Below are 22,082 nucleotides of genomic sequence, written 5' to 3'. Positions count from 1 at the left end.
AGGACATCATTGCGACACCCCGAGGCGACGTTTCGCGTTCCAGCGCGACTGAGGCCGATTACGCGGTTAGGGTGCCTTATGACCGTTTCGCCGAATGACGCGTCGCAGACGCAAGCAGCATCGGGAACCACCGGGTCGCCGATGATCGTCATGAAGGATGTGCAGAAACACTTCGGTTCGCTGCACGTGCTCAAGGACATCAATCTCGAAGTGCCGACCGGGCAGGTCGTCGTGGTGCTCGGGCCGTCGGGCTCGGGCAAATCGACCCTGTGCCGAACCATCAACCGGCTCGAACCCATCGACAGCGGCGAGATCTACGTCGAAGGGAAACTGCTTCCCGCCGAAGGCAAGGACCTCGCCGGGCTGCGCGCCGACGTCGGCATGGTCTTCCAGTCCTTCAATCTGTTCTCGCACAAGACGATCATCGACAACGTCACCCTCGCGCCGACCAAGGTGCGCAAGAAGAGCAAGGCCGACGCCACCAAACAGGCTCTCGCCCTGCTCGAGCGCGTGGGCATCGCCACCCAGAAGGACAAGTACCCCGCGCAGTTGTCCGGCGGACAGCAGCAGCGTGTGGCGATCGCGCGATCGCTCGCCATGGAACCCAAGGTGATGCTGTTCGACGAACCCACCTCCGCGCTCGACCCCGAGATGGTCAACGAGGTGCTCGACGTGATGGTGTCCCTCGCCAAAGAGGGCATGACCATGCTGGTGGTGACCCACGAGATGGGCTTCGCACGCAAGGCGGCCGACCGCATCATCTTCATGGCCGACGGCGCAATCGTCGAGGACACCGATCCGGAATCCTTCTTCACCCAACCGAAGTCGGAGCGGGCCCGCGACTTCCTCGGCAAGATCCTGGGCCACTGAGATGGCACGCAACTCGACAAAACGTCTCGGTGTTCTCGTGTTCGCCGTGGCGATCGTCGGCGGATTCCTTGCCGCGTGCGGCAGCACCGAACCGCGCAACCTGCTCGATTCCATCCGGGACGGCAACGTGGTCCTCGGCGTGAAGTTCGATCAGCCCGGCCTCGGCCTGTACGACCCCGAGACCGGCGGGGTCGACGGCTTCGACGCCGATGTGTCGACGTACGTCGTGAACGCCATCGCCGATCAACTCGGCGTCGACCATCCGAAGATCACCTGGCGTGAGACGCCGTCGGCGCGCCGCGAGGCGATGATCGAGAACGGCGAGGTCGACATGATCGCCGCCACCTATTCGATCAACGCGGCACGGTCGAAGAAGGTCGACTTCGGCGGGCCCTACCTCACGACCTATCAGGGCCTGCTGGTCCGCGAGGACGACGACTCGATCAACACCCTGACCGATCTCAACAAGGGCAAGAAGCTGTGCTCTGTCTCGGGGTCGACGTCGGCGCAGAACGTCAAGGCGCAACTGCCGTCGGTCCAACTCCAGGAGTACGACACGTACTCGGCCTGCGTCGAGGGACTACGCCGGGGCAAGGTCGACGCACTGACCACCGACGAGGCGATCCTGGCCGGCTACAACAACTTCTGGGGTGAACAGTTCAAGCTCGTCGAGATGACCTACCCCAAGGCAGCGTGTGTGACGAGCAGCGGCAAGAAGGTGCTGAAGAAGGCCGGCGCGCCGTTCTCCACCGAGCGCTACGGCATCGGGCTCGGCAAGGGCGACACGGCGTCGCAGGAAGCGATCAACGCCGCCCTCGACAAGATGCTCACCCCCGAGGCCGGCGGAACCTCACCGTGGACCAAGGCGCTGCAGGACAACCTCGGCACCTCGTATGTGGACATGATCGCCACCCGCGCCGAACGCAACGACAGCTTCTCCTACAAACCCGACCCGGGCAATCTCGAGTTCCTCGACTCCCCGTCGACACCGTGCCCGGCCGATCTGCAGTGAGGAAGGTGACACGACATGAGTGAACTCTGGGAATCCATGGGGCCAGAACTCTGGCCTGCATTCTGGGTAACCCTTCAGCTGACCTTCTTCTCCGCGATCGGCTCGCTGGTCTGGGGAATCATTCTCGCCGGCATGCGTGTGTCGCCGGTACCGGTGATGCGCGGATTCGCGACCGTGTACGTCAACGTCTTTCGCAACACACCGCTCACGCTGATCATCCTGTTCTGTGCCATCGGCCTCTCCTACAACCTGGGCGTCACGTTCTCCTCGACGCTCAAGACCAACAACTTCTGGCTCGCCGTGGTCGGCTTCATCGCCTACACGGCGACCTTCGTCTGCGAGACACTTCGCTCCGGCTTCAACACGGTGCCCCTCGGCCAGGCGGAGGCGGCGCGGTCACTCGGACTGTCGTTCACCCAGGTCTTCGGGGTCATCGTGCTGCCGCAGGCGCTCCGGTCGGTGATCGGTCCGCTCGGCAGCGTCCTCATCGCCCTGACGAAGAACACCACCATCGCCTCCGCGATCGGTGTTGCCGAGGCGTCGCTGTTGATGAAGACAGAGATCGAAACCTACTCCGACCAACTGTTCTTGATCTTCGGCATCATCGCCGTCGGATTCATGATCATCACCCTCACCGAAGGATTCATCTTCGGCTGGCTGGCCAAGCGACTGGCGGTGAAGCGATGAGCGCCGACGCAACCGTCCTCTATGACGCACCCGGGCCCAAGGCCCGGATGCGCAACCGCATCATCGCGGTCGTCTTCATCGCAGTCCTGATTGCGATCGCGGCATGGGTGATCATCGTGCTCGCCGGCAACGACCAGTTCCTCGGCGAGAAGTGGAGCCCCTTCCTCAAGTGGAGCACCTGGTCGGGGTACATCCTTCCCGGCCTGTTCCGCACGTTGGCGGCAGCGGCGGTATCCATCGTCCTCGCCCTGATCCTCGGTGCGGTGCTGGGTATCGGACGACTCTCCGATCACCTATGGGTACGCCTCGTCGCCGGGTTCTTCGTCGAAGTGTTCCGGGCAATTCCGGTGCTGATCCTGATGGTCTTCACCTGGTTCCTGTTCGCGATCTACGGCATCGTGCCGGCGTCACAGTTGGCCTTCGCCGCGGTCGTGACCGGATTGACGCTCTACAACGGGTCGGTCATGGCAGAGATCCTGCGCTCGGGTATCAACTCGCTGCCCAACGGCCAGACCGAGGCGTCCAAGGCCCTGGGTCTGCGCAAGGGACAGATGATGCGCGTCATCCTGCTGCCGCAGGCGATCACGGCGATGATGCCGGCGCTGGTCTCTCAAATGGTCGTCGCGCTGAAGGACAGTGCGCTCGGCTACATCATCGGCTACTCGGAGATCATCCGGTCGGCACTGCTGTCGTCGGCCCGCTACGGCAACTACATCCCGGCGCTGTTCGTGGTCGCGGTCATCATGATCGCCATCAACTTCGCTCTGTCGTGGTTTGCGACCTGGTTGGAGAAGCGGCTGCGCTCGGGTCGCCGGAAGGTCGACACACCCGACCACGACCAGGCCGACGCCGCCGCGATGGAGAACATGCCGTTCATTGCCAAGTCGTCGCGGTCAACCGGCACTTAGGGCGTGTCTCCTAGGCGTACCTCGAGCTCCTCGGTCACGACGTCGATCGCCATCGACTGCGCGTAGCCCCGCCGAACCAGCATGCCGACCAGCCGGCGAAAGGCCTTGTCGCGCTCGGCCGGGTCGGCAGCCACGCGCTCGGCCGCGGAAGGGGTCAGTTTGCGCGCGACGAGGCTCGCGGCCATCGCCCGTTCGTCGTCCGGGTCCACCTCCGCGAGGGTGGCGCTGATGGTGGATTCGTCGATTCCCTTGGCCCGCAACTCGTGCCGTAGTGCCACCCGACCGCGGCCCGAATGCGCGTGCCGCGAGCGCACCCATTCCGTGGCGAAGTCGGTGTCGTCGATGAGCTGGTGACGGTCGAGCCGAGCCATCACGTCGGCGACCGTGTCCTCGTCAAAACCCTTGCGCGCCAGCCGCTGCGCCATTTCTTGGCGAGAACGCGCTCGGACCCCGAGAAGCCGTAGCGCCGCGTCCCAGGCACTGGGACCGGTGGGCTCCTCGGGGTCCGAGGCGTCGGTCATCCGGTTCAGAACTCCACCGGGGCAGGTGCGACATCGTCGGCGTCGACGACCGCGCCGATACCCAGTTTCTCTTTGATCTTCTTCTCGACCTCGTCGCGGATGTCGGTGTTCTCGAGCAGGAACTTGCGGGCGTTCTCCTTGCCCTGGCCGAGTTGATCGCCCTCGTAGGTGAACCACGAGCCGGACTTGCGGATGAAGCCCTCGGCCACGCCCATGTCGATCAGCGAGCCCTCCTTGGAGATGCCCTGGCCGTAGAGGATGTCGAACTCGGCCTGCTTGAACGGCGGCGCCACCTTGTTCTTGACGACCTTCACCCGCGTGCGGTTACCGACCGCGTCGGTACCGTCCTTCAGCGTCTCGATGCGCCGGACATCCAGTCGCACAGACGAATAGAACTTCAGCGCCTTGCCGCCCGTGGTGGTCTCCGGCGAGCCGAACATCACGCCGATCTTCTCGCGGAGCTGGTTGATGAAGATGGCCGTGGTCTTGGAGTTGCTCAGCGCCGAGGTCATCTTGCGCAGCGCCTGGCTCATCAGGCGGGCCTGCAGGCCGACGTGGCTGTCTCCCATCTCGCCCTCGATCTCGGCGCGCGGCACGAGCGCGGCCACCGAGTCGATGACGAGGATGTCGAGCGCACCCGAGCGGATCAGCATGTCGGCGATCTCCAGTGCCTGCTCGCCGGTGTCGGGCTGCGACACCAGCAGTGCGTCGGTGTCGACACCGAGCCGGGCCGCGTAGTCGGGGTCGAGCGCATGCTCCGCGTCGATGAAGGCCGCGATACCGCCCTGCGCCTGCGCGTTCGCCACGGCGTGCAGCGCCACGGTGGTCTTACCCGAGGACTCCGGTCCGTAGATCTCGACGATGCGTCCACGCGGCAGACCACCGATGCCGAGCGCGACGTCGAGCGCGATCGAGCCGGTCGGGATGACCTCGATCGGCTGGCGGGTCTCCTCTCCGAGCCGCATCACCGATCCCTTGCCGAAGTTCTTGTCGATCTGCGCGAGAGCCAGGTCGAGAGCCTTCTCGCGGTCTTGCGGGGCTGGTGCCATGGGGTTTCTCCTCCGTTGTCCGGCAGGTGACTTCTGTCCGGCTGGTGATTTCGATGTCCGGGATTTCACGTCTGCACGTTATCTGCGGGCTATGACAAAACTGTTCTTCTGCGGCATTGCGTTCTTCTGTGACACTCTCTTGGACGCGAGAGCCTCGCTCCCGGTTCCCTCTGACCCACAGCATGGACGAACACGTGTTCGATGGCAAGGCGACACGCGCGTCAGATCTGCCCGAGTCCCGACGATCGGTTAGCGTCATCTGCGTGGTGGGGCAGGTCGGGGCGAGAGTGGATCAATCGATCCGTCTCAGGGGCAACCCCTGGGTACATTCCACAGTTGGTCTCTGCGTCCGACGCCGGACGGCACGCTTCGCGTGCTTCACGGCGCCGCTGCTGCACGTTCCGGTCATCCCGACCGGCCCTCATCCGTGAGGCCTTGCGCCGATGGCAACAACCCGAGCACCGCGGCCACCCGATCGACCTGCCCGGTCCGGCACCGATCGATTCCCTCCCCTACGAACTGCCCGTCCTCACCGGTGTCGACGATGTCGCGGCCTGGCTGGCTCTCACACCGGCGGAGGTGGATTGGTTCGCCGACCGCGGGTCGTGGCTGACCACAGCACGCCCGGCCCTGCGGCACTATCGGGTGTCCCACCGCGAAAAGCGCACCGGCACAAGGATCATCGAAGCACCCAAACCCATGTTGCGGGAAACACAGCGCCGGATCCTGCGCCGTCTCGTCCAACGGATTCCGGCGCATCCGGCTGCGCGCGGCTTTGTTCCCGGCGGCTCGACCGCGGCCTTCGCGTGGGCGCACAGCGATCGACCGGTGGTCCTGCGCGCCGACCTTCGCCATTGTTTCGAGTCGATCACCGTGTCGCGGGTCCGACACGTGTTCGCGCAGGCGGGATATCCGGCGGGTGTCGCACGGGTACTGGCCGAACTGTGCACCACCACGACACCTCCCGACCAACTCATCGACGTCGATCCCGCGCACGCCGGGTTGCTGCGCCGACGCCATCTCCCGCAGGGTGCGCCGACGTCACCACACCTGGCGAATCTCGCATTGCTCCGCCTCGACCAACGACTCGACGGATACGCCCGACGAAATCAGTTGCGTTACACACGATATGGCGACGACCTGGCAGTCTCCGGGGATGCCATGGACGCCGACCGCGCGCTGTGGACGCTGCTCCGGATCGTCGAGGACTGCGGGTTTGTCGTGCACCCGGAGAAGGTGCGCATCATGCCGGCGCACCAGCGTCAGCGCCTGGCCGGCCTCGTGGTCAACGACCGCCCGCAGGTGTCGCGCGAAGACTACGACCGGCTGCGGGCCTTGCTGCACAACGCGGCCCGGCACGGCCCCGAATCACAGAACCACAGCGCCCACCCGGATTTCCGCGCGCATGTGTACGGCCTCATCGCCTGGGTCGGCGCGACCTCCGAAACCCGACGCAGACGTCTGCTGGACATGGCCGACCACGTGCACTGGTAGGCGCCTACCACCGTTGCTTCGGCACGTCGAAGTCCCGGCAGATGGCCACCCACACGTCGCGTGGGTCCTCCCCGTCGTCGATGGCCTGTGCGCCCGTGCGGCCACCGAACTCGGTCAGCACATGGTCGACAAGGATCGAATCTGCCGACGGCACACCGAATTCCGCAGTCATCAGATCGGTGAACTCGGTCAGGCGCACGGTCCCACCCTACGTTCCCTCCCGGCGGCGATGGCGACCACGTGTCGTGCCACCGCGACCGGGTCGACGACATCCGCGTTGGACGCGCCGATGCGCCGTGCAGCGTCGGTGAATCCGGGATCGGCAAGGATCGTGCGGGCGGCATCGGTGATCGCGTCGGCGGTGACCGGGCGCACCAAACGACCCGCCCCCAGACGGTTCACCCGGTTGGCGAGTTCCCACTGGTCACCGCCGCCCGGCACCGTCACCACCGGCACTCCGGCGAGCAGCGCCTTGGCCAGCATCCCGTGCCCGGCACCGCACACCGCGAGGTCGGCGTCGGCGAGGATCTCGTCTTGACGGCCCAGGCCGGACACCACCGTCATGTTCGGGTGCCCGGTAACCACATCCGGCGGGTCGAGCGACGAAACCACCACGCGGACCGGCGATTTCAGCTCCGACAACCCGCGCAACGTCGCCGTCACCATGTCCTGCGCTCCGGTGACCGCGGTCGACGGCGCGACGATCACCAGCGGCCCGGGCCCCCTCGGCGCGTCGAACGACTCGTCGGTGGGCTCCCACAACAGCGGTCCGATCAGATGGGTGCGAGCCGGCCAATCCGGCCGATACACCTCCAGTCCGGGAAGCGTCGCCACAAATCGGGCGTCGGGGCAAGACCCGGCGCCGGTCAATCCGACGGTGGCGCGGGCGCTCTCCCGCTGCCGCTCCCCCTGACGGACCGACGTGGCGCTCAAGGCGCGCATCGCGCTGTCACGTAACCGTCCGCGAACGCCGGTGCCCGCAGCGAGTCCCGAGCCGACGGGTGGCAATCCCTTCGACGGCAGATACAGCGGGTGCGGCGACAGCTCGATCCACGGCAGCCCACACATCTGGGCCGCCCAACCGCCTGCCACGGTGATGACGTCGGAGATCACCAAGTCGTGATCACCGCTGTCGATCAACGGCCGGAGAGCAACCGCCATCCTGGCCGCACGCGCGGACAACTTCTCGCCGGCATCGGCATCATCGTCGTTCTCGGCCACGGCGAGTCCAGGCAACTCAGTGATGTCCACCTGGCGCCGACGAGCCGCATCCTGCCATCGCAGGCCGGTGAAGACGGTTGGCGCATCGCCTCCGGTGGCGAATCGCTCGGCCAGCGCAAACGCCGGAAAGGCATGTCCCGCATCGGGACCCGCGACTATCGCAACGCGCAGCGTCAGCTACCCGCTTGTCCGGGCTCTTTGGTGACCGACGGAGGCGCCGGAGCCGCGGCGGGCGGCGCAACCGCGCCCTGAGCGCCCGCGGACGGGAGGGCCTCACCGCGCATGCTCGCACGGATCTGCTCCAGTCGTGAGTGTCCGGCCATCTGGATGCCCGCCTGCTCGACCTCCGCCATCCGACCCTGCACCGAGTTCTGGGCCAGCTCGGCCGACCCGAGTGCGTTCGCGTATCGACGTTCGATCTTCTCGCGGACCTGGTCGAGGTTGGGGGTGTTGCCCGGCACCGACAGCTCGCTCATCTGATTGAGCGAGGCGCTCACCTGCTCCTGCATCTTCGCCTGCTCCAGCTGGCTGAGCAGCTTCGACCGCTCGGCAAGCTTCTGCTGCAGGACGAGTGCGTTGCGTTCGACCGCCTTCTTGGCCTGCGCGGCGGCCTGCAGCGACTGATCGTGCAGTGATTTCAGGTCTTCGACGCTCTGCTCCGCGGTCACGAGCTGGGCAGCAAATGCCTCCGCGGCGTTGGTGTACTCGGTCGCCTTCTGCGTGTCACCGGCGGCCGCGGCCTGATCGGCCAGCGTCAGCGCCTGCCGGGTGTTGGCCTGCAGCTTCTCCACCTCTTCGAGCTGGCGGTTGAGCTTCATCTCCAGCTGACGCTGGTTGCCGATGACCGACGCGGCCTGCTGACTCAACGCCTGGTGCTGACGTTGCGCATCCTCGATGGCCTGCTGGATCTGCACCTTGGGATCGGCGTTCTCGTCGATCTTCTGGTTTCCGAGTGCCATCAGGTAGCGCCACATCTTCACGAACGGGTTCGCCATGCTCGTCGTCACTCCAATTCAGCGGTAGAGAACTTTGCACCCCAATTTAGCGTCTGAGACGGCGCAATGGTGGCGGCGTCATCTGCTTGACGCCGTCGGAGACGGTCTCAGGCTGCGGCGAGTGCCGTTGCCTTGCGATGATCGGCCGGGGCCGGGATGACCACGGTGGACTCGAACTCGGAGCCGGCCAGTTCGGCAGGCCGCATCGCGTTGCCCGCGTCGAGGAGCAGATCGGCGATCTCCACGTCGAGCGCATCACAGATGGCCGCGAGCAGTTCGCTCGACGCCTCCTTCTGTCCGCGCTCCACCTCCGAGAGGTAGCCGAGGCTCACCCGGGCGTCGGTGGACACCTCGCGCAGCGTCCGGCCCTGGTCTGTACGCACCCGGCGCAGGCTCTCGCCCAGTGCCTCGCGCAGAAGCATCGCCATCGAGACCCCTCTCCGTCTGATTCCCCTGACCTGCCACCCATACGGGTGCACTCAGGTCATTCAACGCACCGGCCGGTCGTTCCGTTCCCCGACGATCCGTTTGAACGACAGTAGTCGAAGTTCTGGCCGGGCGCCGTTCACACCCCGGTCTGTCGTTCGGACGCGTCATCGCGCAGCGAACCATTGCGTCCAGGCGCCGCGTCGTGATCTCGGGTCGACTCCGACTCGTCCTCGCGCCCCTTGGTCCGGGCCGACCAAGCCTGCCACGTGTAGTCGAGACCGCTGAGCACCGTGATGACCAGAGCAACGCCCATGATGATGTCCGCCGCGACCTGCCAGGCACCACTGAGCGGAAGTAGATAGAGCCCGATCGACACCGCTTGCAGGAGGGTCTTGAGCTTGCCACCGCGACTGGCCGGGATGACGCGGTGCCTCAGCACCCAGAATCGCAGGGCCGTCACCCACAGCTCGCGCGCGAGGATCACCGCAGTCACCCACCACGGCAGGATGTCGAGGATCGACAGCCCGATCAGCGCCGCCCCGATCAGCGCCTTGTCGGCGATCGGATCCGCGAGTTTGCCGAAGTCTGTGATGAGGCCGCGTTCGCGCGCCACTCGTCCGTCGTACCGATCGGTGAGCGCGGCCACCGCGAAGATCACCGCCGCCACGATCCGCCACGTGGTGCTCTCGCCGCCGTCGACGAACAATGCGATCAGAAAGATCGGGACCAGGATGATCCGGAACACGGTGAGGGCGTTCGCGATGTTCATCACCGGCACCGGGTCGACCGGATCGGTGATGTGGTCGGGACCACGTCCCGCATTCGCGATGGGGTGCTCGCCGACCGCCCGCCGCATCCGTTCGGTCATGGGCACACGCCCTGCCGTGTCGCCTGTTTGCCGGCAAGGTGGTAGATCCGCACGTGCCCAGCGTATCGGCCCGTTCCATACGCGGTTGCGACGAGGTCGGAACCAGCCCCGGACACTCCCATGCCGAGAAGGCAAGATGTCCGTATGCACAGTGACGCCGACGGCACCGGAACGCCTGCCACGACCCCCGGGTCGACCGTGATCCGTCGCGCACGAACCTCCGACGTACCGCGCATCAAGGAGCTCATCGATCAGTACGCGGGCCGCATTCTCCTCGAGAAGAACCTGGTCACCCTCTACGAAGCCGTCCAGGAGTTCTGGGTCGCCGACGTCGACGGCGTGGTCGTGGGATGCGGTGCGCTCCACGTGCTGTGGGCCGACCTCGGCGAGGTGCGCACCGTCGCCGTCGACAATGCCCATGCCGGACGCGGGATCGGCCACGTTCTCGTGGGACGCCTCATGGACGTCGCACGTGAGCTTCAGCTCTCCCGGGTCTTCGTGCTCACCTTCGAGACCAGCTTCTTCGCCCGGCACGGATTCGTCGAGATCGAGGGCACCCCCGTCACCCGCGAGGTGTTCGAGGAGATGTGCCGGTCCTATGACACCGGCGTCGCCGAGTTCCTCGACCTGAGCTACGTCAAGCCGAATACGCTGGGTAACACCAGGATGCTGGCCAACCTCTGACCCGACCCCCATTCGACCCAACACCACCGAGGAGCACACAGTGGCGATCTTCGCCGTCCACTACACATATCGCCCCGCCAAGGCAGCGATCCGTGACCAGCACCGCGCGCTGCACCGCGAGTGGCTCGGCGAAGAACACAGCGCCGGCAACATCCTCATCGCCGGCCCCTACCCCGACGGCACCGGCGCGCTGATCCTCGTCCGCGCCGACGACCTCGACGGTGCCGAGGCATTTCTCGCGAACGATCCGTTCAACGCGCACGAGGCCATCGACGCCGTCGAGGTCAAGGAGTGGACCAACATCTACGGTCCGTTCGGTGACTGATTGCTACAGCCTTCGCGTCACGGCTCCGACGGTCGCTGCTTCTCCGGTTCTGACGGCTCGGCGGCTTCCACCTGTTCGGCATCCGGCTTCTTCGACGACAAGAGGCTGGCCACCGTCGTGATCACCAGCGTGCCGACGATGACGCCGAGCGACATCGGTGTCGATATCTCCGGGACGCTGACGTGCTCGCCGCCGTTGATGAACGGCAGGGTGTTCTCGTGCAGCGCGTGCAGCACGAGTTTGACGCCGATGAACGCCAGGATGAACGACAGCCCGAAGGACAGGTAGACGAGGCGGTCGAGCAGTCCGCCGAGCAGGAAGTACAGCTGGCGCAGACCCATCAGTGCGAACGCGTTGGCCGTGAACACCAGGTAGGCCTCCTGGGTCAGTCCGTAGATCGCCGGGATCGAGTCCAGGGCGAACAACACGTCGGTGAACCCGATGACGATGAGCACGGTGAGCATCGGGGTGGCCAGCCGCTTGCCGTTCACGCGGGTGAACAGCTTGTCGCGGTCGTATTCGTCATGGGTGCGCAGGACTCGCTTCACGAACCGCTCGAGTCGGCTTTCGCGCTGCTCCTCGTGTTCGACGGGATCGTCGCTCTCACGCAGCAGCTTGATCGCGGTGAAGATGAGGAATGCACCGAACAGGTAGAACACCCAGCTGTAGGCATTGATGGCCGCGGCACCGACCGCGATGAAGATACCGCGCATCACCAGCGCCATCACGATGCCCAGGAGCAGCACCTTCTGCTGATACTCCTTGGGCACGGCGAACTTCGACATGATGATGACGAAGACGAACAGGTTGTCGACGGACAGTGCCTTCTCGGTGACATAGCCGGCGTAGTACTCACCGCCGTAGGTGCCACCCCACTTCCACCAGACGAAGAGGCCGAAGATCAGTGCGATCGTGATGTAAACCGCCGACCAGGTACCGGATTCCTTCAGCGACGGCGCGTGGGGAACACGCACGTGGGCAAAGAAGTCGAAGACGAAAAGCGCCAGGATCACCACACAGGTGATGACCCAGACGGTGGGCGAGACAACCATGAGACCTACTACCTCCAGCGCGCAGCGTTACGTTGCGATGCCAGAGGTCTCTCCCGCCCGGGGGTTGAACCGGACCGGCGCATCCGGGCCGGGACATGAGCACACGGTGTTCGGCACCGGATGACATCTCGACCGTATTGACGGAAACGCCACGAGATCGGGGATACTCCCCTCTTCGATCGTTGCCCAGCCTAACCGAACAATTCCGACATGGAAACCCGGCCGGTCCTATTCGGTGGTTTCGCCCGCGTCGTCACCGCCACCGGTGATCGACGCGATCACACCGGCCAGGTCCTCCGGCTTCACCAAGACCTCACGCGCTTTGGACCCCTCGCTCGGTCCGACAACGCCGCGGGTCTCCATCAGATCCATGAGCCGCCCGGCCTTCGCGAATCCGACGCGAAGCTTGCGCTGCAGCATCGACGTCGACCCGAACTGACTGGACACCACGAGTTCGATGGCCTGCAGGAGATCGTCGAGGTCGTTGCCGATGTCGGCGTCGATGTCCTTCTTGTCACCGGCCTTCGCCGTCGTCACGCCCTCGGTGTACTCCGGATCGGCCTGTTCGCGGCTGAAGTCGACGACCGCGCCGATCTCCTCGTCGGTGATGAACGCACCCTGCATACGGATGGGCTTGTTGGCGCCCATCGGCAGGAACAGTCCATCGCCCATGCCGATGAGCTTCTCGGCGCCGGGCTGATCGAGGATCACGCGCGAATCGGTGAGCGAGGACGTCGCGAACGCCAGCCGCGAGGGCACGTTGGTCTTGATCAGGCCGGTCACAACGTCCACCGAGGGACGCTGGGTGGCCAGGACCAGATGGATACCGGCAGCACGCGCCTTCTGGGTGATGCGCACGATCGCATCCTCCACGTCGCGTGGCGCGGTCATCATGAGGTCGGCGAGCTCGTCGACGATGGCCAGGATGTACGGATACGGCTTGTACACGCGTTCGGAGCCGAGCGGCGTGGTGATCTCGCCGGAGTTCACCTTCGCGTTGAAGTCGTCGATGTGGCGGACGCGCGACGCCTTCATGTCCTGGTAGCGCTGCTCCATCTCCTCGACCAGCCACGCCAGCGCCGCCGCCGCCTTCTTCGGCTGTGTGATGATCGGGGTGATGAGGTGCGGGATGCCTTCATACGGCGTGAGCTCGACCATCTTCGGGTCGATCAGGATCATCCGCACCTGGTCGGGTGTGGCACGCGTGAGCAGCGACACCAGCATCGAGTTCACGAAGCTCGACTTGCCCGATCCGGTCGATCCGGCGACCAGCAGGTGCGGCATCTTGGCCAGATTGGCGCTGACGAAATCGCCCTCGATGTCCTTGCCGAGGCCGATCACCAACGGATGCTTGTCTTTTCGGGTCGATGACGCGTTGAGCACATCGGCCAGACGCACCATCTCCCGATCGGAGTTCGGCACCTCGATACCGACTGCCGACTTGCCCGGGATCGGCGCCAGCAGGCGCACGTTGTCGGTGGCGACCGCGTAGGCGATGTTGCGCTGCAGCGCGGTGATCTTCTCGACCTTGACGCCGGGTCCGAGTTCCACCTCGTAGCGGGTGACCGTCGGACCGCGCGTGTAGCCGGTCACCGCGGCGTCGATCTTGAACTGTTCGAGCACACCGGAGATGCGGTCGATCATGTCGTCGTTGGACCGGCTGCCCTGCTTGGGTGGATCTCCGTCGATCAGCAACGACGACGGTGGCAGCCGATAGTCGCCCTCGGGCACATCGGGTGCCGCAGGCGCGGCGGCCGGTTCCTTCTCCACGCGAGGTTTGCGGGGCGCTCGCGGCTTGCGCGGTGCCGGTCGACCGATCTCCTCGGTGATCTCGTCGACAATGGGTTCGGTGACCTCGTCGACGATCTCGTCGGTGGGTGCATCCGCGAGGCTCCGCGACGTGGCGCGCGATCGGCGGCTCGGGGTGACGTCGGGGGGATAGTTCTCATACGGATCACCGGAGTAGGCACGGTCACGAATCTGGCCGGCGGTCATACCGCGAGCCGAGCCCGCCCAGTCCGGCTCGTCGTAGCCGTCCACGTCGTCGTAGTCGACCGGGCCCGCATCGTCGTAGTCGTCGGAGTCGTAGTCGTCGTCGATGTGCTCGGTTCTCGCGGAACGGCCGGACGGATCTCCGAGTCCGAAGTAGCCCGCCGCAAAGTCGATGACCTCACGCACGGTCCGCCCGCTCAAGAGCAGCACGCCGAACGCGGCGCACAGCAGCAGGATCGGTACCGAGATCCAGATGGTCACACCGTTGGTGAGGGGTGTCCCGACCGCGAATCCGAGGAACCCGGACGCCCCGGACCGTCCGGGTAGGTCGATGGGAGCGCCCGCGATGAGGTGCATCAGGCCGAGGATCGGGAGCACCACGAGCAGACCACCACCGATGTAGCGGGCCCGGCGCTCCGGCGCGGGCGGTCGCCGCATCAGCACCACCGCGAGCGCCACGAGCGCAACGGGCAGCACCAGCACCACCGAACCGATGATCGCCCGGATCAACGCGTCGACGAACGCACCCACCGGTCCGGCCGCGCCGAACCACACGCTGGCACCGACAAGCAGTGCGAAGGCCAGCAACCCGAGCGCGACGCCGTCCCGGCGGTGCGAGTGGCCGGCCGAGGTTCGGTTCTGGTCGCGTCGACGTCGTACGAGGGATTCGCTGTCCTCGAAGCCGCCGTCGTCGGAGCCGCCGTCATATCCGACGACGTACCCCGTGTCGTCGCGATACTCGCCGTCGGGCGCGTCGAAGTCCGTCAACTCCTGGTCGTCATAGTCGTCGTAGTCTGCGCGCGCGTCGGCGCGCGGTCCGCTGCCGATGGTCGAACCGGCCCGTGCCATGCTGCCGACGCCCTTGGCGAGCAGCGACCACCCGGCGCCGATGCCCTTGCCGACCGATGCCGCGCCGCTGGCGGCGATCGACCGCCGGTGCAGGTCGGCCGATTCCGCTACCGCAGCGTTGCTTGGTGCCGGCTTTTGGGTGGTCTTCTTCGCGCGGCCCGACGCCGACGCCTTCCCGGTGCCCTGATTACCGGTGCCCTGACTACTGGTGCGCTGCCTCCCGGCGGTCTGCCCGGTCCGCGACGAGCGCGTTCCCCCGGACTTCGCGGACGACGTTCTGCCCCGGGACGTTGTCGTCCCACCACGCGACGCGGACGCGCGTGAACCCGTGCTCGCTCTCGAAGCCATGCCGACAGCCTAGTATCAGAGAGTCACCGCAGTCACATGAGCAACACCGGCAACACGATCGCGTATCGAATTCGTGACCCCTTCGAGTCAGCGTCCCTTCGGCGTTGCTGACGATCGTGGAGGCAGGAAGAGTGCGGCCGCGTCTCGGAAACCGCACTTGTCGCGAGAAACCTCAGGTGTGGCCACAAACCGCTGGTGCGCCTCGGGTTTCTGACCAGACACGCGGTTTCTGACATCGCGACACGCCGAACGAGGTCCCGTCCCAGCGCAGTCCTCGGAACCGGGGACACCGTCGTCGAACGAAGGAATCGCGATCCGCCGCCACAAAAAGTAGGGGAAGAAACTTCTTCCCCTACCCTTGGAGTCCTCCCCCAGAAAATTCTCGCGGACGACTACGAACCTCGGGGAAGAAACTCTTCCCCTAGATTTTGCGGGCCGGACGCTGGCGCATTTGCCCAGTGCACAGCGTCGGTCACCTAACTCTTCGAGTCAGAAGCCGCGCTTGCTGGCCTTCACCGCGGCAACCGCGGCATCGTCGCCAGAGAATTCGAGGTCAACGGGCGCGCGACCGAACGCGAATAACGTCAGTTCGCCCGGGGTGCCGGTGATGGTGACCGGATCGCCGTGGCCGACCGTCACGAGGTCCTCACCGGAGTCGGTTCGCAACGTCACCGTCGCCGGCACGTTCTTCATCGCCATCTTGCCGATGCTGCGGGCCGGGGTCCGCAGGTCGGAACTCAGCTGCTCGGAGAGTTGCCGTGGCACCCATGGTCCGTCGGGATCGGCGCCGCCGCGCAGCACATCCTCGTGGTGGACGAACATCTCCCCCAGGTTGGCCCAGCGATCGACCAGCTTGAACGGTGAGTACACCGGTGGACCGCCGGCCAGTTCGTCGAGGAGGACGTCCCAGTCCTTGGCAGCGGCGGCGCTGCGGACCTTCTCGGTGTGCGGGGCGAACTGTTTGATCAGGATGCCCGGACCGGTGTCGAGTCGTCGTTCGCGAACCACGAGGTGCGCCAACAGGTCTCGGGTGGTCCATCCTTCACAGAGGGTTGGGGCGTCGGGCCCCTTGGCTCGAAACGTGTCGACGAGGGCTGCGCGTTCATCTTGGGCACTGGTCACTCCGCCCACCCTAGCCCGACAAAGGAACGTGTGCGGAACATCGTCCCAAGCAGGGGCTAGCCGTTCACCGCGAGCACGGTCGGCACGATCATCGGCCTGCGTCTGTACGTGTCGGACACCCAGCGGCCGACGGTGCGGCGGATGGTCTGCGCGATGCGGTGCGTGTCGGCCACGCCCTCGGCGGCGAGGGCATCGAGGGTCTTGTTGACCAGATCCGCGGCCTCTTTGAGTGCGCTGGGATCGTCGGAGAACCCGCGCCCGGACACCTCGGGAGCACTGACCGGTCGGCCGGTGGTCGCATCGACGGCGACGGTGATGGCGATGAATCCGCCCTCACCGAGCACGAGTCGCTCGGACAACGTCGACTCGCCGACGTCGCCCACCGACAGTCCGTCGACGTAGACATGGCCGACCGGAACGCGTCCGACGATCTCGGCCCGACCGTCGACCAGGTCGACGACGACCCCGTCCTCGGCGAGCACCACCCGGTCCTCCGGGACTCCGGTCGCGACGGCGAGTGCGGCGTTGGCGCGCAGGTGTCGCCATTCGCCGTGCACCGGCATCACGTTCGACGGCCGGACGGCGTTGTACAGATAGAGCAGTTCGCCCGCCGAGGCGTGACCGGACACGTGCACCTTGGCGCTCTGTTGGGTGATCACGGTCGCTCCGCGCTTGGCGAGACCGTTCACCACCGCGAACACCGAGTTCTCGTTGCCCGGGATCAGCGACGACGCGAGGACGACGAGGTCGTTGGCGCGGATGTTGATCTGCCGGTGCTCGCCACGCGCCATCCGCGACAGCGCCGAGAGCGGTTCGCCCTGCGAGCCGGTCGAGATCAGCACCACCCGATGGTCCGGCAGGGTCGCGGCGGTGTCGAGGTCCACCACCACGCCGTCGGGCACCTGCAGATAGCCGAGGTCCTGTGCGATCTGCATGTTGCGCACCATCGACCGCCCGACGAAGGTGACCCGCCGGTTGTGGGCGTCGGCGACGTCGATGATCTGCTGGATGCGATGGACGTGGCTGGCGAAGGAGGCCACGATCACGCGCTGTTTGGCCTTGCCGATGACCTGGTCGAGCACGCTGCCGATCTGACGCTCCGGCGTCACGAACCCGGGCACCTCGGCGTTGGTGGAGTCGACCAGGAACAGGTCGACGCCCTCGTCGCCGAGTCGGCTGAAGCCGGCCAGGTCGGTGAGCCGACCGTCGAGTGGCAACTGGTCGAGTTTGATGTCGCCGGTGTGCAGGACGACGCCCGCCGGAGTGCGGATGGCGACCGCGATCGCGTCCGGGATGGAATGGTTGACCGCGAAGTACTCGCATTCGAACGGCCCATGCGTGGTGCGTTCGCCCTCACGGACCTCCACCAGACGCGGCCGCAGCCGGTGCTCGCGACACTTGGCTTCGACCAGCGCCAGCGTGAACTTCGACCCGATGACCGGGATGTCGCCACGCAGGCGCAGGAGGAACGGGATGGCGCCGATGTGGTCTTCGTGACCATGAGTGAGGATCACCGCATCGACGTCGTCCATCCGGTCTTCGATGTAGCGGAAATCCGGCAGGATCAGGTCGACGCCGGGCTGGGCGTCCTCGGGGAACAGCACGCCGCAGTCGACGATGAGCAGCCGACCGCCGTATTCGAAGACGGTCATGTTGCGGCCGATCTCACCGATGCCACCGAGCGCGACCACCCGTAGCGCACCACGCGGCAGTCGCCGCGGCGTACCACCCGGCTGCGTCACCGGTTCGGCGGTCGACCGAACGGCCGGACGAGACTCCCCGCGCTCGTGACGTCCCTTGCGTCGCGACGATTTGCCGCCACCCGATTCCGGTTGATTCACAGCATGTTTGGGCCCCTTGCCACGACCACCATCGGCGTTGCGCGCGGGCTCGGCGGGCGGCTGCTCGGGCGGCCCGGCCTTGCGGGTCGCTGCGCGGCGGCGATTGGGCGGCTGACGATCGGGGCCGGTCATCAGTTCAACAGACCCGCGGCGCGGAGATCGGCGATGAGCAATTCGATCTGCGGCCCATCGGCGGGAACCTGCGGCAATCGCGGGTCCCCGACATCGATGCCGAGTATGCGGAGCGACGCCTTGACCATGGTCACGCCACCGAGCCGGCCCATCGCGTTCACCAGGGGCAGCATCGACGTGTTCAAGGTGCGGGCCGCGGCGAGGTCGCCCTTTTCGACGGCGATCTGCATGTCGCGCAGGCGATCAGCGACCAGATGCCCGATCACGCTGACGAATCCGGTCGCACCGATCGACAACCACGGCAGGTTCAGTGCGTCCTCGCCCGAGAGGTACTCCAGCTCCGTGGACGCGATGATCCCGGCGGCCGAATGCAGATCGCCCTTGGCATCTTTGACGCCCTTGATCTTCGGGTGTTCGGACAGGGCCAGCATCGTCTCGTTCGCGATCGGCACCACCGAACGCGGTGGGATGTCGTAGAGCAGCACGGGCAGGTCGGTCGCATCGGCGACGGTCCGGAAGTGCGCGAGCAGACCAGCCTGCGGGGGCTTCGAGTAGTAAGGCGTCACCACGAGCAGTGCGTGTGCGCCGACCTTCTCGGATTCGACGGCAAACCGCACGCTCTCGGCGGTGTCGTAGCTGCCCGCACCCTGGGTGATTCGCGCACGGTCGCCGACGGCATCGAGGACGACGCGCAGCAGGTCGAGTTTCTCGGGCACGGTCGTCGTCGGCGATTCACCAGTGGTGCCCGACACGACGAGTCCGTCGCAGCCCTTGGCGACGAGATGATCGGCCAGTTCCGCGGCCTTGTCGAGGTCGAGTGCACCGTCGGGTGTGAATGGGGTCACCATTGCCACGACATTGGTCCCGAAGGGATGCGAGTGCAGCTGTTCGGAGACGGCGTTCATGGTGCTCAAGGCTACCGTCTCAGCCTTCGAGCACGAATGGTGAGGTCGCGACCTCTGTCCCGTCGGAGAGCGTCCCGATCTCGAAGTCCCCGAAAACGGTCGGCGCCACCGCCATGAGTTGACGAAGACACTCGATCGCGAGCTGTCGGATCTCCACATCGGCGTGCTCGGTGGCCCGCATTCCGACGAAATGCCGCCAGGACCGGTAGTTGCCGGTGACGACTATCTTGGTCTCGGTGGCGTTCGGCAACACCGACCGTGCCGCCTGTCGTGCTTGCTTTCGACGGAGGATGGCGTTCGGCACATCCGCGAACTTCGCCTCGAGCGCCGTCAACAGCTCGGTGTAGGCCGCACGGCTCGCGTCGGTGGCCGCGGTGAACTTCGCCTCGAGTTCGGGATCACCCACGATTGCGGGCGGCGCCACCACGTTCGAATCGTGCTCGGGCACGAACCGTTGGGACAGCTGCGAATACGAGAAGTGCCGGTGCCGGATCAGTTCGTGCGTGCACGACCGCGAGATGCCGGTGATGTAGAAGGTGACCGACGCGTGTTCGAGCAGCGACAGGTGCCCGACCTCCAGGATGTGGCGCAGGTAGCCGGCGTTGGTCGCGGTCCGCGGGTTGGGCTTGTCCCAACTCTCGTAACAGGCGCGACCGGCGAACTCGACGAGCGCCTCACCGCCGTCGGCGTCGGTGCTCCACGAGACGTCCTCAGGCGGTGAGAACTGCGTCACGGCCACCATCTTCACCTTGAGCGGCACCAGTTCCGACACGCCGCGCCTCCGTTTCTCGCCCCGCTGACGGTTTTCAGCCCGCTCGATTGTCCCCCACCGGAGGACTCCGGTCGCCGCCACCCCGCAGCCGGAGTCCTCCGAGGGCCGATCAGGTCGCCGGGACCGCGCCGTCGGCGAGGTTTCGGTGAACCTTCGGCGACCGGGCGGTAAAGTCCCCAGCGCAGCGTCGGCAGTGAGGCAGGACACGCTCGCCTCTCCTGCTGCGGCGGCGCATCATGAGCGCGCATGTGTCGGCAGCCCACCGATATCCCGGCTCTGCCGGGTCGTCGGTGACAACTCTTTCGGGGGCGAAGATTTCACCACAGACACCGAACGCCAACGAGCGTGCGGGAACATCACGACGTACTTTCCTGCGCTCCGGGGTCGCGGTCGCGGGGACCGCGGCAGTCCTCGGTCAGGCATCAGCGCCGGCGTCGTCGGCGCCGGCCCGAGGCGTGTTCGCGCACGGGGTCGCGTCCGGCGACCCGCTCCCCGACCGCGTCATCCTGTGGACTCGGGTGACGCCGACCCCGGCCGCGACACCTGGCTCGGGCATCGGTCCGGCGGCCGACGTGGTCTGGGAAGTGGCGCGCGATGCGTCGTTCGGGACAGTGGTCGCCACCGGACGTCGCACCGCCACGACGGACACCGACTTCACCGTGAAGGTCGACGCCGCCGGACTGGCCCCGGACACCCGCTACTTCTATCGGTTCCGCGTCGTGTCCGGTCCGGCGTCGGGCGCGGTGTCGCCGACCGGCCGCACCCGCAGCGCTCCAGCCACCGGAGCCGACGTCGGCTCGGTGCGGTTCGGAGTGGTCTCCTGCTCCAACTGGGAGGCAGGCTATTTCGGCGCGTATCGCCATTTGGCCGGGCAGCCGGATCTCACCGCGATCGTCCACCTCGGAGACTACATCTACGAGTACGAGACCGGCGGCTACACCGGCAAGACCGGCCCGGTACGCACGCATTCACCGCGCAACGAGACCGTCAGCCTGCGCGACTACCGGATGCGGCACGCCCAGTACAAGACCGACCCCGACCTTGCGCGGCTCCACATCATGCATCCGTGGATCTGCACGTGGGACGACCACGAGTCCGCCAACGACGCCTGGTCGGGCGGCGCGGAGAATCACCAGCGCAACGAGGGGTCGTGGGCGGCGCGCAAAGCGGCTTCCGAGCGGGCGTACTACGAATGGATGCCGGTACGTCCGGTGGTCGATGCGGGCGGACGTCACCTGTACCGCCGTCTGCGGTTCGGGACGCTGCTGGAACTGTCGATGCTCGACCTGCGCACCTACCGCGACGTCCAGGTGCCGGCGACCTCGCGCAAGATCGACGATCCCGGCCGCTCGATCACGGGCCGCGCTCAGATGGATTGGCTCACCAGAGGTTTGGTCACCTCCGACACCCGATGGCGCATCGTCGGCAACCCGGTGATGATCACGCCGGTGCTCATTCCGCCGCTCGAACCCAGGACCACCGCCGCGGTGACCGACCTCCTCGGGGTTCCGGGCGCCGGCGTGCCCTACAACCCCGATCAATGGGACGGGTACACCGCCGACCGCAAACGACTCCTGAATACGTTGCGCGCCAACAACATCGACAACGTCGTGTTCATCACCGGCGACATCCATTCGTCCTGGGCGTGCGACATTCCGGTGGATGCCGCGACGTACCCCGGGAGTGGCAGCGTCGCAACCGAACTCGTCGTCACCTCCGTGACGTCCAGCAACATCGACGACATCCTGAAGGTGCCGGCCAACACACTCGGCGCGGCCGTGCCGCCCGCCTTCATGACCGCCAATCACCATGTGCGATGGAATGATTTCGACGCCCACGGATACGCGGTCCTGACTGTCACACGAAACGCCACCCAGATGGACTGGTTCTTCGTGAACGAGAAGACCGATCCGAACACCGGCCAGACCTACGCGCGGTCGTTCCGGGTCGGCAGCGGATCGCAACGCGTCCAGCCCGTCGCGCGTCCGGCCCGCTGAACGAGAGGA

The 22,082-nt window shown here is 66.2% G+C and carries 21 protein-coding genes; 8 read left to right on the top strand and 13 right to left on the bottom strand.

What is annotated here, in order from left to right; translation table 11 throughout:
- The first annotated feature begins 141 nt into the window (after positions 1-141).
- The 4 genes from MKW15_RS07550 to MKW15_RS07535 are packed head-to-tail and all read left to right on the top strand — an operon-like array spanning position 142 to position 3,477.
- A complete protein-coding gene (locus tag MKW15_RS07550; protein WP_240857037.1) occupies positions 142-870 on the top strand; it encodes an amino acid ABC transporter ATP-binding protein in 729 nt (242 codons plus the stop codon).
- A gap of 1 nt (position 871) precedes the next feature.
- Positions 872-1,882, top strand: a complete 1,011-nt coding sequence (locus tag MKW15_RS07545; RefSeq protein ID WP_240856968.1) for a glutamate ABC transporter substrate-binding protein — start codon at positions 872-874, stop codon at positions 1,880-1,882.
- 15 nt (positions 1,883-1,897) lie between these two features.
- A complete protein-coding gene (locus MKW15_RS07540; RefSeq protein WP_240856967.1) occupies positions 1,898-2,569 on the top strand; it encodes an amino acid ABC transporter permease in 672 nt (223 codons plus the stop codon).
- Entirely contained in the window at positions 2,566-3,477 is a 912-nt protein-coding gene (locus tag MKW15_RS07535; protein ID WP_240856966.1) for an amino acid ABC transporter permease, read from the top strand. The genes MKW15_RS07540 and MKW15_RS07535 overlap by 4 nt, the downstream gene beginning before the upstream one ends.
- On the opposite strand, the gene MKW15_RS07530 is transcribed toward MKW15_RS07535, so the two are convergent.
- Positions 3,474-3,998, bottom strand: coding sequence for a regulatory protein RecX (locus MKW15_RS07530; RefSeq protein WP_240856965.1), 525 nt, complete (start codon positions 3,996-3,998; stop codon positions 3,474-3,476). The two genes, MKW15_RS07535 and MKW15_RS07530, sit on opposite strands and share 4 nt — an antisense overlap.
- A 5-nt stretch (positions 3,999-4,003) precedes the next feature.
- Positions 4,004-5,047 carry a recombinase RecA gene (gene recA / locus MKW15_RS07525; protein WP_240856964.1) on the bottom strand — a complete coding sequence of 348 codons (1,044 nt, stop codon included), beginning with the start codon at positions 5,045-5,047 and terminating at the stop codon, positions 4,004-4,006.
- A gap of 201 nt (positions 5,048-5,248) precedes the next feature.
- Between recA and MKW15_RS07520 the strand changes: the two genes are divergently transcribed.
- Positions 5,249-6,541, top strand: coding sequence for a reverse transcriptase family protein (locus MKW15_RS07520; RefSeq protein ID WP_374246647.1), 1,293 nt, complete (start codon positions 5,249-5,251; stop codon positions 6,539-6,541).
- A 4-nt stretch (positions 6,542-6,545) separates the two neighbouring features.
- On the opposite strand, the gene MKW15_RS07515 is transcribed toward MKW15_RS07520, so the two are convergent.
- The 5 genes from MKW15_RS07515 to pgsA form a co-directional block, all read right to left on the bottom strand.
- Entirely contained in the window at positions 6,546-6,740 is a 195-nt protein-coding gene (locus tag MKW15_RS07515) for a DUF3046 domain-containing protein (RefSeq protein ID WP_240856962.1), read from the bottom strand.
- On the bottom strand, positions 6,731-7,933 hold the full coding sequence (locus MKW15_RS07510) for a glycosyltransferase (protein ID WP_240857036.1): 1,203 nt from the start codon (positions 7,931-7,933) through the stop codon (positions 6,731-6,733). Before MKW15_RS07510 ends, MKW15_RS07515 begins: the two co-directional genes overlap by 10 nt.
- Positions 7,934-7,935: 2 nt before the next feature.
- Positions 7,936-8,757, bottom strand: a complete 822-nt coding sequence (locus tag MKW15_RS07505) for a PspA/IM30 family protein (protein WP_240856961.1) — start codon at positions 8,755-8,757, stop codon at positions 7,936-7,938.
- A 107-nt stretch (positions 8,758-8,864) separates the two neighbouring features.
- Positions 8,865-9,185 carry a helix-turn-helix domain-containing protein gene (locus MKW15_RS07500; protein WP_240856960.1) on the bottom strand — a complete coding sequence of 107 codons (321 nt, stop codon included), beginning with the start codon at positions 9,183-9,185 and terminating at the stop codon, positions 8,865-8,867.
- A 137-nt stretch (positions 9,186-9,322) separates the two neighbouring features.
- Positions 9,323-10,054, bottom strand: coding sequence for a CDP-diacylglycerol--glycerol-3-phosphate 3-phosphatidyltransferase (gene pgsA / locus MKW15_RS07495; RefSeq protein WP_240856959.1), 732 nt, complete (start codon positions 10,052-10,054; stop codon positions 9,323-9,325).
- 144 nt (positions 10,055-10,198) lie between these two features.
- On the opposite strand from pgsA, the gene MKW15_RS07490 reads away from it, so the two are divergent.
- On the top strand, positions 10,199-10,738 hold the full coding sequence (locus MKW15_RS07490) for an amino-acid N-acetyltransferase (protein WP_240856958.1): 540 nt from the start codon (positions 10,199-10,201) through the stop codon (positions 10,736-10,738).
- Positions 10,739-10,778: 40 nt separating this feature from the next.
- A complete protein-coding gene (locus MKW15_RS07485; RefSeq protein WP_240856957.1) occupies positions 10,779-11,063 on the top strand; it encodes a YciI family protein in 285 nt (94 codons plus the stop codon).
- Between the two features lie 17 nt (positions 11,064-11,080).
- Here the strand turns inward: MKW15_RS07485 and MKW15_RS07480 are convergent, their stop codons facing one another.
- From MKW15_RS07480 to thyX, 6 genes are all read right to left on the bottom strand, one after another.
- Entirely contained in the window at positions 11,081-12,115 is a 1,035-nt protein-coding gene (locus MKW15_RS07480; protein ID WP_240856956.1) for a TerC family protein, read from the bottom strand.
- A gap of 228 nt (positions 12,116-12,343) precedes the next feature.
- Positions 12,344-15,304: a DNA translocase FtsK gene (locus MKW15_RS07475; protein WP_240856955.1), complete on the bottom strand. Its 2,961-nt coding sequence runs from the start codon at positions 15,302-15,304 to the stop codon at positions 12,344-12,346.
- Positions 15,305-15,793: 489 nt separating this feature from the next.
- On the bottom strand, positions 15,794-16,426 hold the full coding sequence (locus MKW15_RS07470; RefSeq protein ID WP_240856954.1) for a TIGR03085 family metal-binding protein: 633 nt from the start codon (positions 16,424-16,426) through the stop codon (positions 15,794-15,796).
- Positions 16,427-16,482: 56 nt separating this feature from the next.
- Entirely contained in the window at positions 16,483-18,399 is a 1,917-nt protein-coding gene (locus tag MKW15_RS07465; RefSeq protein WP_240856953.1) for a ribonuclease J, read from the bottom strand.
- Entirely contained in the window at positions 18,399-19,304 is a 906-nt protein-coding gene (gene dapA / locus MKW15_RS07460) for a 4-hydroxy-tetrahydrodipicolinate synthase (RefSeq protein ID WP_240856952.1), read from the bottom strand. Before dapA ends, MKW15_RS07465 begins: the two co-directional genes overlap by 1 nt.
- Positions 19,305-19,323: 19 nt before the next feature.
- Positions 19,324-20,076, bottom strand: a complete 753-nt coding sequence (gene thyX, locus MKW15_RS07455) for an FAD-dependent thymidylate synthase (RefSeq protein ID WP_240856951.1) — start codon at positions 20,074-20,076, stop codon at positions 19,324-19,326.
- A 236-nt stretch (positions 20,077-20,312) separates the two neighbouring features.
- On the opposite strand from thyX, the gene MKW15_RS07450 reads away from it, so the two are divergent.
- Complete coding sequence (locus tag MKW15_RS07450; RefSeq protein ID WP_240856950.1) at positions 20,313-22,073, top strand: alkaline phosphatase D family protein; 1,761 nt, start codon at positions 20,313-20,315, stop codon at positions 22,071-22,073.
- The last annotated feature ends 9 nt before the right edge of the window (positions 22,074-22,082 follow it).

Source organism: Gordonia gummivorans (assembly GCF_022513585.1).
Classification (GTDB): domain Bacteria; phylum Actinomycetota; class Actinomycetes; order Mycobacteriales; family Mycobacteriaceae; genus Gordonia.
The sequence above is the reverse complement of the archived record's forward strand: the minus strand, read 5'-3'. Positions and strand labels throughout refer to the sequence as shown.